At 65.7% G+C, this 14,134-nt stretch carries 11 protein-coding genes; 4 read left to right on the top strand and 7 right to left on the bottom strand.

All coding sequences use genetic code 11. From position 1 onward, the window contains the following. The first annotated feature begins 121 nt into the window (after positions 1 to 121). Together ileS and TP2_RS09540 are read left to right on the top strand one after the other, a co-directional pair. Complete coding sequence (ileS, locus tag TP2_RS09545; protein WP_038076640.1) at positions 122 to 3,034, top strand: isoleucine--tRNA ligase; 2,913 nt, start codon at positions 122 to 124, stop codon at positions 3,032 to 3,034. Between the two features lie 191 nt (positions 3,035 to 3,225). Continuing rightward, positions 3,226 to 3,699, top strand: coding sequence for a hypothetical protein (locus TP2_RS09540; protein WP_038076638.1), 474 nt, complete (start codon positions 3,226 to 3,228; stop codon positions 3,697 to 3,699). Positions 3,700 to 3,756: 57 nt separating this feature from the next. On the opposite strand, the gene dapA is transcribed toward TP2_RS09540, so the two are convergent. Continuing rightward, a complete protein-coding gene (gene dapA, locus TP2_RS09535; RefSeq protein WP_038076636.1) occupies positions 3,757 to 4,629 on the bottom strand; it encodes a 4-hydroxy-tetrahydrodipicolinate synthase in 873 nt (290 codons plus the stop codon). A 156-nt stretch (positions 4,630 to 4,785) separates the two neighbouring features. On the opposite strand from dapA, the gene TP2_RS09530 reads away from it, so the two are divergent. After that, the gene (locus tag TP2_RS09530) at positions 4,786 to 6,729 is read left to right on the top strand and encodes a lytic transglycosylase domain-containing protein (RefSeq protein WP_038076633.1); all 1,944 of its coding nucleotides are present in this window, start codon (positions 4,786 to 4,788) and stop codon (positions 6,727 to 6,729) included. Position 6,730: 1 nt separating this feature from the next. Here the strand turns inward: TP2_RS09530 and TP2_RS09525 are convergent, their stop codons facing one another. Further along, on the bottom strand, positions 6,731 to 7,849 hold the full coding sequence (locus TP2_RS09525) for a CaiB/BaiF CoA transferase family protein (RefSeq protein ID WP_038076630.1): 1,119 nt from the start codon (positions 7,847 to 7,849) through the stop codon (positions 6,731 to 6,733). Then, the gene (locus TP2_RS09520) at positions 7,849 to 9,069 is read right to left on the bottom strand and encodes an acyl-CoA dehydrogenase (protein WP_038076627.1); all 1,221 of its coding nucleotides are present in this window, start codon (positions 9,067 to 9,069) and stop codon (positions 7,849 to 7,851) included. Before TP2_RS09520 ends, TP2_RS09525 begins: the two co-directional genes overlap by 1 nt. Positions 9,070 to 9,201: 132 nt before the next feature. Between TP2_RS09520 and TP2_RS09515 the strand changes: the two genes are divergently transcribed. After that, positions 9,202 to 10,092, top strand: a complete 891-nt coding sequence (locus TP2_RS09515; protein WP_038076622.1) for a LysR substrate-binding domain-containing protein — start codon at positions 9,202 to 9,204, stop codon at positions 10,090 to 10,092. Here the strand turns inward: TP2_RS09515 and TP2_RS09510 are convergent. The 4 genes from TP2_RS09510 to puuE form a co-directional block, all read right to left on the bottom strand. Then, on the bottom strand, positions 10,089 to 11,216 hold the full coding sequence (locus tag TP2_RS09510) for a zinc-dependent alcohol dehydrogenase family protein (protein WP_038076617.1): 1,128 nt from the start codon (positions 11,214 to 11,216) through the stop codon (positions 10,089 to 10,091). The two genes, TP2_RS09515 and TP2_RS09510, sit on opposite strands and share 4 nt — an antisense overlap. Positions 11,217 to 11,293: 77 nt before the next feature. Beyond that, entirely contained in the window at positions 11,294 to 11,782 is a 489-nt protein-coding gene (locus TP2_RS09505; protein ID WP_038076615.1) for an ureidoglycolate lyase, read from the bottom strand. Positions 11,783 to 11,871: 89 nt separating this feature from the next. Next, positions 11,872 to 12,705 carry a bifunctional allantoicase/(S)-ureidoglycine aminohydrolase gene (locus tag TP2_RS09500; RefSeq protein ID WP_038076613.1) on the bottom strand — a complete coding sequence of 278 codons (834 nt, stop codon included), beginning with the start codon at positions 12,703 to 12,705 and terminating at the stop codon, positions 11,872 to 11,874. Then, on the bottom strand, positions 12,705 to 14,120 hold the full coding sequence (puuE, locus tag TP2_RS09495; protein WP_038076611.1) for an allantoinase PuuE: 1,416 nt from the start codon (positions 14,118 to 14,120) through the stop codon (positions 12,705 to 12,707). Before puuE ends, TP2_RS09500 begins: the two co-directional genes overlap by 1 nt. Positions 14,121 to 14,134: the final 14 nt, after the last annotated feature.

The following is a 14,134-nucleotide window of genomic DNA, read 5'->3' as shown; positions in this document are numbered from 1 at the left end:
TGGCCAAATATTCCCGAATTACTTGCCCGGCGCTCTGACGCGTCAGGGTAGCCGGGATAGTGAGCCCAAGCCTTCGGCGCGCCCGACCGCGCGCCACCCCTTCCCCAAGGACGACACATCCATGAGTTCCGACCAGACCAACGAGACGACCGCCCCCGATTATCGCGGCACCGTCTTCCTGCCGAAAACCGATTTCCCGATGCGCGCGGGCCTGCCGATGCGCGAGCCCGACTGGCTGGCGCGCTGGGAAAAGATCGGCGTCTATGATCGCCTGCGCGAGAAGGCCGCGAAGGAAACGCGCCCGAGCTTCGTGCTGCATGACGGCCCTCCCTACGCGAACGGCCACCTGCATATCGGCCACGCGCTCAACAAGATCCTGAAGGATTTCATCACCCGCTCGCAGCAGATGATGGGCCGCGATGCGCGCTACGTGCCGGGCTGGGACTGCCACGGGCTGCCGATCGAGTGGAAGATCGAGGAACAGTATCGCGCCAAGGGTCTCGACAAGGACGAGGTCGACGTGGTGGCCTTCCGCCGCGAATGCCGCGCCTTTGCCGAAAGCTGGGTCGACATCCAGCGCGAGGAGTTCAAGCGCCTGGGCGTCTATGGCAACTGGGCCGATCCTTACCTCACGATGAACTACCATGCCGAGGCGGTGATCGCCGACGAGTTCATGAAGTTCCTGATGAACGGCACGCTCTATCAGGGCTCGAAGCCCGTGATGTGGTCGCCGGTCGAGAAGACCGCGCTGGCCGAGGCCGAGGTCGAGTATCACGACCACACCAGCCACACGATCTGGGTGCGGTTCAAACCGAAAGTGGGCCTTGAGGGTGCCTCGGTCGTGATCTGGACCACGACCCCCTGGACGATCCCGCAGAACCGCGCGGTCGCGTTCAATCCGGGCATCGCCTACGGGCTCTATCGCGTCGATACGCTGGGCGAGAAATCGACCGCCACCGAGGGTGAGATGCTCCTGCTGGCCGATGCGCTGGCGCAATCTGTGATGGATCAGGCGAAGGTCGAGAGCTTCTCCCGCGTTCGCGATGTAGAGTCCACCGAATTCGAGGGCGTGATCCTGTCGCACCCTTATGCCGGGGTCGAGGGCGCGCAGGGCGAGTGGGATTACGACGTGCCGCTCCTGCCGGGCGATCACGTCACCGACGAGGCGGGGACGGGCTTCGTGCATACCGCGCCCTCGCATGGTGACGACGACTACCAGATGGGTCTGAAATTCGGCTTGCCGATGACCTATAATGTCGAGCCCGATGGCAGCTACCGCAAGGATCTGCCGCTCTTTGGTGGCGAGGCGATCATCGAGGCCGACGGCAAGGACGGCCCGGCCAGTGTCTCCAACATCAAGCAACTGGCCTGGGCCGGGGCGCTGCTGGCCAAGGGCAAGATCAAGCACTCCTACCCGCATAGCTGGCGCTCGAAAGCGCCGCTGATCTATCGCAACACGCCGCAATGGTTTGCCGCGATCGACCACACGCTGAACGACGGCATGGGCGAGTATGGCGACACGATCCGCAAGCGCGCGCTGACCTCGATCGAGGAGCTGGTGACGTTCACCCCCGAAAAGGGCAAGAACCGCCTGCACTCGATGATCGAGAACCGCCCGGACTGGGTGCTGTCGCGCCAGCGCGCCTGGGGCGTGCCGCTGACCTGCTTCGTCAAGAAAGGCGCGAAGCCCACCGACGAGGGCTTCCTGCTGCGCAATGCCGAGGCCAATGCCCGCATCAAGGCCGCTTTCGAGACCGAAGGCGCGGATGTCTGGTATCAGGACGGGTTCAAGGCGAAGGTTCTGGACGGGCTCGTGAATCCCGACGATTACGAGCAGGTCTTCGACGTGCTCGACGTGTGGTTCGATTCCGGGTCCACCCACGCTTTCGTGCTGCGCGACCGCGCCGACGGGACCGAGGACGGCATCGCCGATGTCTACCTTGAGGGCACCGACCAGCACCGCGGCTGGTTCCATTCCTCGCTGCTGCAGGCCTGCACCACGAAGGGCCGCGCGCCCTATCGCAACGTGGTGACGCACGGGTTCACGCTCGACGAGAAGGGCATGAAGATGTCCAAATCGCTCGGCAACACGATCGTGCCCGAAGAGGTCATCAAGCAGTATGGCGCGGATATCCTGCGCCTCTGGGTCGCGCAGACCGACTTCACCGAAGATCAGCGCATCGGCCCCGAGATCCTGAAAGGGGTCGCGGACAGCTATCGCCGTCTGCGCAACACGCTGCGCTTCATGCTGGGCAATCTCGACGGCTTCACCGAGGCCGAGCGGGTCGATCCCACCGAGATGCCCGAGCTGGAGCGCTGGGTGCTGCATCGTCTGGCGCAGCTCGATGTGGAGGTCCGCAAGGGCTATGACGCGTTCGACTTCCAGGGCGTGTTCCAGCAGCTCTTCAACTTCTGCACGGTGGACCTGTCGGCCTTCTATTTCGACATCCGCAAGGACGCGCTCTATTGCGATGCCGAGGATAGCGACCGCCGCCGCGCCGCGCGCACGGTGCTGGACCTGCTGTTCCACCGCCTGACGACCTGGCTCGCACCGATCCTCGTCTTCACGATGGAGGATGTGTGGCTGTCGCGCTTCCCGGGCGATGACGCCTCGGTCCATCTGCAGGACATCCCCGAGACGCCCGCCTCCTGGGCCGATGACGCCCTCGCCGCGAAATGGGACGGCATCCGCCGCGCCCGCCGCGTTGTGACGGCGGCGCTGGAAGTGCAGCGCACGGCCAAGGTGATCGGGGCTTCGCTCGAGGCCGCCCCGGTGGTGCATGTCGAGGATGCAGATGTGCTGGGCGCGCTGAAATCGGTACCCTTCGAGGATCTCTGCATCACCTCGGATATCGCGCTGACCGCCGATCCGGCCCCGCAGGAAGCCTTCCGCCTGCCGGAGGTTGCGGGCATCGCGGTCGTCTTCGAGAAGGCCGAGGGCGAGAAATGCGAGCGCTGCTGGAAGATCCTGCCCGATGTCGGCAGCCACGCCCATCCGGGTACCTGCAAGCGCTGCGACGCGGCACTCGACTGAGCCGCACCAGATGAGATTGGGAAGGGCGTCCGAAAGGGCGCCCTTTTCCATTTCGGGGTCCGGTTCGGGGATCGCCAATCGAAGATTGACCGGATCGGATACCCGCCCTTATCCTTTCTTCAAGAAAACCGCGCGATCCTCAGCCGCGATCGCATCTTATTTGTGCCAGTTTTCGAGGTCATTTTATCTCCATGACACAGAGTAACGATTTCTCCACACCCGCCATCGGCCCCCTCGTTCGCACCTGGGGGTTCTGGGCACTCCTGACCGGGGCCGTGGCGCTGGTTCTGGTCTTTCTGCAAATCTCCGGCGTCCTGAACGGGCCGCAGCCATCGGCCGCCAGCCAGGTCGGCGAGATCGCCGGAGAGATCAAACGCTCCGCCTGGCGCTCTTTCTTCGGTCTCGCCCCGAAACCGGCGGAACCGCAGCCCGTGCCGATCTCGCGCTACCTCGGCTTCGTCGGGCCCGTCCTCGGGATCATCGCGATCGTGCTGTCGGTGATCGCGGGCGCGCTGCGCGAGAACTGGCGCCTGCCGGCCTATGCGGCGAGCCTCGGCTTCATCGCCGTGTTCTTCCAGTTTTTCTGGTGGGTCGCGCTGCTGATCGCGGGCGTCGTGCTGCTCGTCACGATCATCGCGAATATTGGCGAGATCTTCAGCTTCTGACGCAAAAGGCGCGGACCGCTCTCGCAGCCCGCGCCTTCCAGAACTTTCCAACCGATCTCAGATCAGGCCGGCATGCGCCATCGCGGCGTCGATCGCGGCCTTGGTCTCCGGCAGCAGCTCGGTCAGCGGCAGGCGCACCTCGGCCGAGCACAGGCCCAGCTTCGACATCGCGTATTTCGCCCCGGCCACGCCCGGCTCTAGGAAGATCGCCATGTGCAGCGGCATCAGCTTGTCCTGATAGCTCAGCGCCTTGGCGTAATCGCCCGCCAGCGTCGCCTCCTGGAACTCGGCACAAAGCTTCGGCGCCACGTTCGCGGTGACCGAGATGCAGCCGACGCCGCCATGCGCGTTGAAGCCGAGCGCGGTCGCATCCTCGCCCGAGAGCTGGATGAAATCGGCACCGCAGGTCATGCGCTGCATCGAGACGCGCTCGAGCTTGCCGGTCGCGTCCTTCACGCCGATGATGCGCGGCAGCTTCGCCAACTCGCCCATCGTCTCGGGGACCATGTCGATCACCGAGCGGCCGGGGATGTTGTAGATCACGATCGGCAGTTCGCAGGCATCATGCAGCGCGCGGTAATGCGCGATCATGCCGCGCTGGGTCGGCTTGTTGTAGTAAGGCGTAACCACGAGTGCTGCATCGGCGCCGGTCTTCGCGGCATGCTGGATCAGCTCGACGCCCTCGGCGGTCGAGTTCGAGCCCGCGCCCGCGATGATCGGGATACGGCCCTTCGCGGCCTTCACGACCTCGGTGATCACGGTCATGTGCTCGTCATGGCTGACGGTCGGGCTCTCGCCGGTGGTGCCGACCGGCACGAGGCCGTGGCTGCCTTGCTCGATATGCCACTCGACGAGTTTCTTGAGCGTGTCCAGATCCAGCGCGCCGTCCTTGAACGGCGTGATGAGTGCGGGAAGAGACCCTTTGAACATGACACGCTCCTTGGTTTGTTGAGGTCGGGACGTTGAGTCGTCCCGGCGGAAATCGGCCGGGTTATAGGCGGAACCGCGACGCTTGCCAACTTGTGAATCATCCCCATCTGTGAGAGGCCCGTAACAAAGGGGAAAACCCCGCAAGGACGAGCAGAGATGATGATACGACGCCAGTTCCTCGCGGCGCTCGCCGCCACAGGGTTTGCCCTTTCCCCTGCTGCCTTGCGCGCAGCAACCGGTGCGCTGGCCGAGGCGCTCGCAGCGGCGAAATCCGGCAACTGGGACGAGGCGGAAAATCTCGCGCGCCGCGCAGGCCCGTTGGGTTTCGATATTCTCGAATGGCAGCGGCTGCGCGCGGGTGAGGGCGACTTTGCCGATTACCGCGATTTTGCCACCCGGCGCAGCAATTGGCCCGGCATGGCCTATCTGCGCGAGAAGGGTGAGGCGGTGCTCGACGGCATCCCGCCGCAGCAGGTGATCGCCTACTTCAAGCTCGGGCCACCGCAAACCGGTACCGGCGCGCTTGCCCTGATCGCAGCGCATCTGGCGCTCGGGCAGAAAGCCGAGGCCGCGCAGGTGGCCGAGACGGCCTGGCGCGAGCTGCCACTGAGCGATACCGAACAAACGCAGTTTCTCGTCGACTATCCAGCGTTGGTCACCCCCCATCACGGCGGGCGGATGCAGGCGATGCTCGATCGCGGTCGCCTCGACGACGCGCGGCGGATGCTGTCACTTGTCACTCCGGGCACCGAGGCCGTTGCGCGCGCCCGGATCGCCTTGCAGGCGCGGCAGGGCGGGGTCGACGACCTGATCGCGAAAGTGCCCGAGTACATGGTCACGCGCTCGGCGGGACTCGCCCGTGACCGCGCGTGGTGGCGTTGGCGCGAGGGGCTGGAGGATGGCGCGGCCGAACTGATCCTCGAGCGTTCGGGAAGTGCCGCCGATCTCGAAGATCCGGCGCTCTGGGCCGATCTACGCGCTGCTCAGGCACGCTGGGATCTGCGCAACGGCAATGTAGAACGCGCCTATAAACTCGCGGTCTCGCACCATCTCGAACCCGGCGGTGCGGATTACGCCGATCTGGAATGGGTCGCGGGGTTCGCAGCCCTCAAACTCGGCGACGCGGCCACAGCGCAAACCCATTTCCACAATCTCGAAAGGGCGGTGGATGGCCCGATCTCCTCGGCCCGCGCCTTCTACTGGCAGGGTCGTGCCCTGGAGCTTATGGGCAAGACCGATGAGGCCAAGGCCGCCTGGGCAAACGGGGCGATCCTGCAAGACGCCTATTACGGCCTCTTGTCGGCAGAGCGCCTCGGCAAACCGCTGCCGCCCGACTTCGCGAAAGGGCCGGAGTTGCCAAACTGGAACGAATACAAGTTCCGGCATTCTTCGGTCTTTCAGGCCGCCCAACTGCTTTATGAAGCGGACGAGAAAGATCTCGCCGCCCGTTTCGTGCTGCATCTCGAGGAAAGCCTAGGGCCGGGCAATTTCGGGGCGCTCGCGAAATATGCGCTGGAACAGAATGACGACTATCTTGCCCTGATCATCGGCAAGCGCGCGGCGCTCAAGGGCGAGATCATCGCGCAGGCGCTCTGGCCGATTCCGGGGCTGACGAGCCATGAGCTTGGCGTTCCCGAGGAGCTGGTTCTGGCCGTCGCGCGGCGCGAAAGCCAGTTCGCGATCGGCGTCGGCAGCCATGTCGGCGCGCAAGGTCTGATGCAGCTGATGCCCGGCACGGCCAAGATGATGGCGACGAAAACCGGCCTGCCCTACGACTATGACCGACTGACAACGGATGCGACCTATAACCTCAAACTCGGCGGGGCCTATCTGGCAGAACTGCGCGAGGAGTTCGGGCCCTCGGTGGTGCTGGTCGCGACGGGCTACAATGCCGGGCCGGGCCGTCCGCGCCGCTGGATCGACGACCTGGGCGATCCACGCATCGGCACGGTGGACGTGGTCGACTGGGTCGAGATGATCCCCTTCACCGAGACCCGCAACTACGCGATGCGGGTGGCCGAAGCGATCCCGCCCTATCGCGCGCGGCTGGGCAAGCCGGAGGTGAAATTCACCGATCTCCTGCGCGGGTTGGCGGGCTGAGCTAGCCCGCCCCTCCCAATTTCGGCGCAGGCTTGGGGTCGGCCAGCGGCGTATCCGAGAAGCGGATCGGGGTGCGGATGCCGGGGATGCCCTCGGCCTCGATCCGCATGCCGCGGGCCTGGACCTGCGGATCGGCGAAGACCTGATCGACGGAGTTGATGGGGCCTGCGGGAACGGTCGCTTTCTCCAGCGCGGCGAGCAGATCGGCGCGGGGCCATTGGGCGAGCGCGGGCAACAGATCGGCGCGCAGAGCCTCGCGATGGGCGACGCGGGCCTCGTTGGTGGCGAAATCGGGATTAGCGGCGAGATCGAGGCCCAGCACCGCGCAGAGCCGCTGGAACTGACCGTCATTGCCGACCGCGAGGATCAGATCGCCATCCTTGGCGCTGACCACCTCGTAGGGCGCGATATTCGGGTGCGCATTGCCGAGGCGGCGCGGGGCGTTGCCGGTCGCGAGATAGTTCATCCCCTGATTGGCGAGCACGCCCACGGCGCAGTCAAGCAGCGCCATATCGACGAGTTGTCCCCGCCCGGTGCGCGCCCGCGCCGCCAGCGCCGCCTGAATCCCGATCACCGCATAGAGGCCGGTGAAGAGATCGGCAAAGGCCACGCCCACCTTTTGCGGCTGACCTTGCGGGTCGCCGGTCAGGTCCATCCAGCCCGCCATCCCCTGAATAAGAAAGTCATAGCCCGCGCGCGGCGCGTAAGGCCCGTCCTGCCCGAAGCCGGTGATCGAGCAATAGACGAGGCGGGGATTGAGGGCCGACAGGCTCTCGTAATCGAGGCCGTATTTCTTGAGGCCGCCGAGCTTGAAATTCTCGATCACCACATCGGCGTTCTTGACCAGATCGCGCACGATCTGCTGGCCTTCCTCGGTGCGGAAGTCGGCAATGACCGAGCGCTTGCCGCGATTGGTGGCGTGGAAATAGGCGGCCGAGCGGCCCTCGGGCCCGTCGCCCTCGCGGGCGATGAAGGGCGGGCCCCAGCGGCGGGTATCATCGCCTTCGGGGGCCTCGACCTTGATCACCTCGGCGCCGAGATCCGCGAGCACCTGACCGGCCCAGGGGCCGGCCAGAATCCGCGCCAGCTCGACGACTTTCACACCTTCCAGCGGGGCCATCAGAAGAAGGCCTGCAGGCCCGTTTGCGCGCGGCCGAGGATCAGCGCGTGGACGTCATGGGTGCCTTCGTAGGTGTTCACCGTCTCGAGGTTGACCATGTGGCGGATCACCTGGAACTCGCCCGAGATGCCGTTGCCGCCATGCATGTCACGGGCCAGACGCGCGATATCCAGCGCCTTGCCGCAATTGTTGCGCTTGATGAGCGAGATCATCTCGGGGGCCGCATCGGCCTCGTCCATCAGACGGCCGACTTGCAGCGCCGCTTGCAGGCCCAGCGTGATCTCGGTCTGCATATCGGCGAGCTTTTTCTGGAACAGCTGGGTCTGCGCGAGAGGCTTGTCGAACTGCTTGCGGTCGAGCCCGTATTGCCGCGCGGCATGCCAGCAGAACTCGGCAGAGCCCAGCACGCCCCAGGCGATGCCGTAGCGGGCGCGGTTGAGGCAGCCGAACGGACCTTTGAGGCCTTCGACATGCGGCAGCAGCGCCTCTTCGCCAACCTCGACGCCCTCCATCACGATCTCGCCGGTGATCGAAGCACGCAGGGAGAGCTTGTTGCCGATCTTCGGCGCGCTCAGCCCCTTCATGCCCTTCTCCAGCACGAAGCCGCGGATCTTGCCGCCATGGGCTTCGGATTTCGCCCAGACCACGAAGACATCCGCGATCGGCGAGTTGGTGATCCACATCTTCGAGCCGATGAGGCGATAGCCGGTTGCGGTCTTCTCGGCGCGGGTTTTCATGCCCGCCGGGTCCGAGCCCGCATCGGGTTCGGTCAGGCCGAAACAGCCGATCCACTCGCCGGTCGACAGCTTGGGCAGGTATTTCCGGCGCTGCTCTTCCGAGCCATACGCGTAGATCGGATACATCACGAGGCTCGATTGCACCGACATCATCGAGCGATAGCCGCTATCGACGCGCTCGATCTCGCGCGCGATCAGACCGTAGGACACGTAGCCCGCGCCGAGCCCACCATATTCCTCGGGGATCGTTGCACCCAGAAGGCCCATCTCGCCCATCTCGCGGAAGATCGCGGGGTCGGTGCTTTCCTCGGCATAGGCGTCGATCACGCGCGGCTGGAGCTTGTCCTGCGCATAGGCACGGGCCGCATCGCGCAGCATCCGCTCGTCTTCGCTCAGCTGGGTTTCAAGGCGCAGCGCGTCATCCCAGGTGAACTTGCCCAGATCGGGGGCGTCCTTGGCTTTGATGGTCGGGCGGTCGGTCATGGCGATCCTCGGGCGTTGAAACTCTTTCGCCGGACTCTAGGGATCGGTGCGCGCGGCGCAAACGATTAAATTTGCGATAGTGATGAGTTTTGCGCATGATCTACCCCGAGACCCGACGGACAGTCCCGGACCATGCGCAAGAGCTACACCCCCACGATCAACGAGCTGCAGGCCTTTGCCGCCTGCGCGCGCTTTGGCACGACGACGCGGGCGGCGGCGGAGTTGAACCTGACGCAATCGGCGGTGTCGCGTTCGCTCGGGACGCTCGAGGAACGGCTGGGCGTGGCGCTGTTCGACCGGGTGCGCAAGCGGCTCGTGCTTTCGCCTGCAGGTCAGGTTTTCCTGGCGCAGGCGGAGGATATTCTGGGCCGGATCGACACGGCGGCGATGGGGGCGATGGCCTTTGGTGGCGCACAGGCGGTGCTGCGCATGGCGGTACTGCCGAGCTTTGCGCGCAGCTGGCTGATCCCGCGTCTGGCTGGCTTCGAGGCGGCACAGCCGCAGGTGAGCCTCGATCTGAGCGCGCGGCTGCTGCCCGTCGATTTCGAGCGGGACCCGTTCGACCTCGCGATCATGCGCTCAAGGCATGAACAGATCGGCGCGGAGATCGAAAGCCTCGTCGCCGAAGAGCTGATCGTGGTGGCCGCGCCGCAGCTGATGGCGGGGCGGGCGGTGCTGGATGACGAGGCCGTTCTGGACCTGCCCTTGTTGCAGCAATCGACACGGCCGACGCTCTGGCTCGACTGGTTTCGCGAGAGCGGGCGGGACGCGCGGCGCATCCTGCGCGGGGCGCGCTTCGATCATTTCGACATGATCCTCGATGCGGCGAGCGCAGGGATGGGGCTGGGGCTAGTGCCCGCGATCATCGCGCAAGGGGCGCTGGCCTCGGGGCGGCTGGTGCAGGCGAGCCCGCGCCGCTTCGCGACCGGCGAGAGCTACGCGCTGATCCTGCCCGAGCGTGCGCGGGAGGCGCCGCATGTGAGCGCCTTCCGCGACTGGCTGCGCGCCGAGATCGGCGCCTAGTCGAAGATGATGACCTGCCGGATCGCCTCGCCCGCGGCGAGCCGCTCGAAGCCTTCGTTGATCTCTTCGAGCTTGAGGCGATGGGTCATCAGCTCCGGGATCGGAAGCTGGCCCTGCACCATCATCTGCGCGAAACGCGGGATGTCGCGGACCGGCACGCAAGAGCCCATATAGGAGCCTTTCAACGCGTGCTCGTTCGCGGTGAGCGATACGGCGGGGATCTTGAATTCCGCCTGCGGGTTGGGCAGGCCCGCCGTGACGGTCGTGCCGCCGCGCCGGGTGATCGCATAGGCGAATTGCAGCGCCGGGACCGCGCCGGCGAGTTCGACGGCCAGATCGACGCCACCGCCGGTGAGGTCGCGCAGCTTTTGCACCGCGCCTTCCTCGGTCGGGTCGATGACATGGGTCGCGCCGAGCTTGAGGGCGAGGTCGCGCTTGTCCTTGGCCAGATCGACGGCGACGATGGTGCGCGCGCCCGCCGCGATGGCGCCCAAGAGCCCGGCGAGCCCGACGCCGCCCAGCCCCACGACGGCGCAGCTTTGCCCCGTCTTCAGCCCGCCCGAGTTCAGCACCGCCCCGACGCCAGTCAGCACCGCGCAGCCCAGAAGTGCCGCCTGATCGAGCGGGATCGACTTGTCGATCTTCACGCAGGAGGCTTCGGACACCACGGCGTAATCGGAGAAGGCCGAGACGCCGATATGGTGGTTCACGTGCTCACCGCCGACCGAGATGCGTTTCGATCCGGTGATCAGCGCGCCTTTGCCGGCCGCGACGGCGGCGGGCTCGCACAGCGCGGGGCGGCCTTCGGCGCAGGGCACGCAATGACCGCAGGAGGGTGCGAAAACCAGCACGACGTGATCGCCGGGGGAAAAACGGGTGACATGGGGGCCGACCGCCTCGACCACGCCAGCCGCCTCATGGCCCAGCGCCACGGGCATGTCGCGCGGGCGGTCGCCGTTGATGACCGAAAGGTCCGAGTGGCACAGGCCCGCCGCGGCCATCTTGATGAGCAGCTCGCCCGGTCCGGGATCGTCCAGCTCGGCCTCCACGATCTCCAGCGGCTTGCTGTCGGAATAGGGGCGTGCCTTGCCCATTTCGCGCAAGAGTGCGATCCGCGTTTTCATCTGTTGCTCCTCCCCAAGCGATTTGGGGCAGCTTGGGAAAGATCGCGGGAAGTGTCCATGCCCCCTTTCGGAGAGGGTCAGGCGATCACGGTAAAGGGATCGGCGAGCGGGTATTCCTCGAGGTTCGCGGTGTTCCCGATGCGGTCGATGACGGCGAAGAGGCCGGGGGCCGCCAGCGGCGTCAGAACCCCGTGCCATGTGCCGCGATGCAGGTTGATTGCCTGCGCCCCGTTGGTGAGGAACGCGCGGGGCTGCCCCGGTTGCCCGCGATCATCGGGGGCGACGATGACGAGGAAGGGGTCAGCGCTCATCGGGATGAAGGCCTGGCTTCCCTCGGGGTGGCGTTCGAGAAGGTCGCAAAGATAGGGCAGAGACCGGGGCTCAGCCTTGAAGATCGAGATCCCGGCACGACCGCCTGTCTCGGGTCCGAAATCGAGACGCGCGCGATCGTGGTAACGCCCGCAGAGCCCGGCATTGATGATCTTGTCCGGGCCGCCGGTGGCGTCGAGAACATCGCCGAAGGGAGCGAAACCTTCGGGGGTGAGCGGGTCTGCTTTGATCTGCATCGCAGGCCTCCGGTGGGAGGGGGCGAAGGGGGCTCTGCCCCCTCGGGCTTGCGCCCTCACCCCCGAGCTATTTTCGTCAAGAAGAAGCCTCAGCCCGGGAAGGGTGAGCCGAGCTTCGGGTGGCGGTTCACGTCCTTGTAGAGCAGGTAGCGGAACGGGCGGCGGCCTGCGGCGTAGCAGGCTTGCGGGCAGAACGCGCGCAGCCACATGAAATCGCCCTCCTCGACCTCGATCCAGTCCTGGTTGAGCAGGTAGACGCCGCGGCCCTGCAGCACGTAGATGCCGTGCTCCATCACGTGGGTTTCCGCGAAGGGGATGGTGCCGCCGGGCATGAAGGTGACGATATTCACATGCATGTCGTGGCGCAGGTCGTTCGGATCGACGAAGCGCGAGGTCGACCAGTAGCCGGAGGTATTGGGCATTTCCTGCGGCGGTTTCTCATGATCGGCGGTGACGAAGCTGTCGGGCGCGTCGATACCCGGCACGCGTTCATAGCGCTTTCGCACCCAGATGAAGGTCGCGGGCGTGTCATGGTCATTGGCGACCGACCATTTCGCGCCGGGCGCGAGATAGGCGTATCCGCCCGGTTCCAGTTCGTTACCGATGCCGTTGATCACGAGGCGCATCCCACCTGCAAGCAGCAAGATCACACCCTCGCCTTCCGGATCGGGTTCGGGAGTGTCCGAGCCGCCGCCCGGGGCCACTTCGACGATCAGTTCGGCAAAGGTCTCGGCGAAGCCCGAGAGCGGGCGGGCGAGCACCCAGGCGCGGGTTCGCTCCCAGCCGGGCAGCAACGAGATGGTGATGTCGGAGAGCACCCCGCGCGGGATCACCGCGTAGGAGGAGTTGAACTGGGCGCGCTCGCGGGCGCGCTGGTTCTGGTCGGGCAGGCCCCCGGTGGGAGCGAAGTAAGTATATTCCATCAAAGGTCCATGGCGTTCAGGCGATGCCACGCGATCCGCTCGACCTGACGACAGGCCTCGGCGAATTCCGTGTCGCGATCGTGATCGAGTCGGCGACGGAAGGCGTGGAGGATTGATGCCTTCGTATTGTCTTTTACCGCAATGATGAAGGGGAAACCGAATTTTTCCGTATAGTCCTTGTTGAGGGCCTCGAAGGTGGTCCGCTCGTCATCGGTCAGCGCATCGAGACCGGCGCTTGCTTGTTCGGAGGTACTTTCGGCGGTGAGGCGTTTGGCTTGCGCGAGTTTGCCCGCGAGATCGGGGTGGGCGGTCAGCACGCCGAGACGCTCGGAGTCGGAGGCGGAACGGAAGATGCGGGCAAGCGCCGAGGCCGTGCCCTCGACCGAGTCATGTGCGGGCCCGAGTTCCAGATCGTAGGCGCGCTGCGCGATCCAGGGCGAGTGCTCGTAGATGCTGCCGAAAGCTTCGACGAAGCGGGCGCGGGCCATCTGGCTCGGACGTTCGCGGCGGGTATGGGGGTGGGTCGCGGCCCAATGCGCGGCGATCTCGCCACGGGTCGCGAACCAGACACCTTCATGCGAGAGCGCATAGTCGAGGAAGCGCTTCAGCCCCGCCACTTTGCCGGGGCGCCCGATCAGGCGATTGTGGAGCCCGACCGAGAACATCTTGGGCGCGCCTTCCAGCCCCTCGGCATAGAGCGTATCGAAGCTGTCCTTGAGATAGGTGAAGAACTGCTCGCCCTCGATATAGCCCGGCGCCGTCGCAAAGCGCATATCATTGGCCTCGAGCGTGTAGGGGATCACGAGCTGGTCACGCGCGCCAACCTCAAGCCAATAGGGCAGGTCGTCGTCATAGGTATCGGAGATCCAGTCGAACCCGCCCTCTTCGGCGGTCAGGCGCACGGTGTTGACCGAGCAGCGCCCCGTATACCAGCCGCGCGGGCGCTCGCCCACGACCTCGGTATGCAGGCGGATGGCCTCGGCGATCTGCCGACGCTCCTCTTCCTCAGCCATATCCTTGTGCTCGACCCATTTCAGGCCGTGCGAGGCGATCTCCCAACCCGCCTCTTTCATCGCGGCGACCTGTTCGGGAGCACGGGCGAGCGCAGTGGCGACCCCATAGATCGTCAGCGGCACGTTCAACCCGGTGAAGAGGCGGTGAAGTCGCCAGAATCCGGCGCGCGCGCCATATTCGTAGATCGACTCCATGTTCCAGTGCCGCTGGCCGGGCCATTGCGCAGCGCCCGCAATATCCGACAGGAAGGCTTCAGAGGCCGCATCGCCATGCAGGATGCAGTTTTCCCCGCCCTCTTCGAAATTGAGCACCATCGAGATCGCCACGCGCGCACCGCCGGGCCATTGCGGGTCTGGGGTGGTGCGGCCATAGCCGCGCAGGTCGCGGGGGTAGCGGGTCATCGGGAGGCTCCATT

Source organism: Thioclava pacifica DSM 10166 (genome assembly GCF_000714535.1).
Classification (GTDB): Bacteria; Pseudomonadota; Alphaproteobacteria; order Rhodobacterales; family Rhodobacteraceae; genus Thioclava; species Thioclava pacifica.
This window is presented reverse-complemented; position numbering and strand designations above follow the sequence as displayed.

Excerpts from the sequence above, each read along its gene's own strand:
- TP2_RS09530 (WP_038076633.1), top strand. The coding sequence starts at position 4,786 with ATGATGATACGACGCCAGTTCCTCGCGGCGCTCGCCGCCACAGGGTTT.
- TP2_RS09540 (WP_038076638.1), top strand. The coding sequence starts at position 3,226 with ATGACACAGAGTAACGATTTCTCCACACCCGCCATCGGCCCCCTCGTT.
- dapA (WP_038076636.1), bottom strand. The coding sequence starts at position 4,629 with ATGTTCAAAGGGTCTCTTCCCGCACTCATCACGCCGTTCAAGGACGGC.
- TP2_RS09520 (WP_038076627.1), bottom strand. The coding sequence starts at position 9,069 with ATGACCGACCGCCCGACCATCAAAGCCAAGGACGCCCCCGATCTGGGC.
- TP2_RS09510 (WP_038076617.1), bottom strand. The coding sequence starts at position 11,216 with ATGAAAACGCGGATCGCACTCTTGCGCGAAATGGGCAAGGCACGCCCC.
- ileS (WP_038076640.1), top strand. The coding sequence starts at position 122 with ATGAGTTCCGACCAGACCAACGAGACGACCGCCCCCGATTATCGCGGC.
- puuE (WP_038076611.1), bottom strand. The coding sequence starts at position 14,120 with ATGACCCGCTACCCCCGCGACCTGCGCGGCTATGGCCGCACCACCCCA.
- TP2_RS09505 (WP_038076615.1), bottom strand. The coding sequence starts at position 11,782 with ATGCAGATCAAAGCAGACCCGCTCACCCCCGAAGGTTTCGCTCCCTTC.
- TP2_RS09500 (WP_038076613.1), bottom strand. The coding sequence starts at position 12,705 with ATGGAATATACTTACTTCGCTCCCACCGGGGGCCTGCCCGACCAGAAC.
- TP2_RS09525 (WP_038076630.1), bottom strand. The coding sequence starts at position 7,849 with ATGGCCCCGCTGGAAGGTGTGAAAGTCGTCGAGCTGGCGCGGATTCTG.
- TP2_RS09515 (WP_038076622.1), top strand. The coding sequence starts at position 9,202 with ATGCGCAAGAGCTACACCCCCACGATCAACGAGCTGCAGGCCTTTGCC.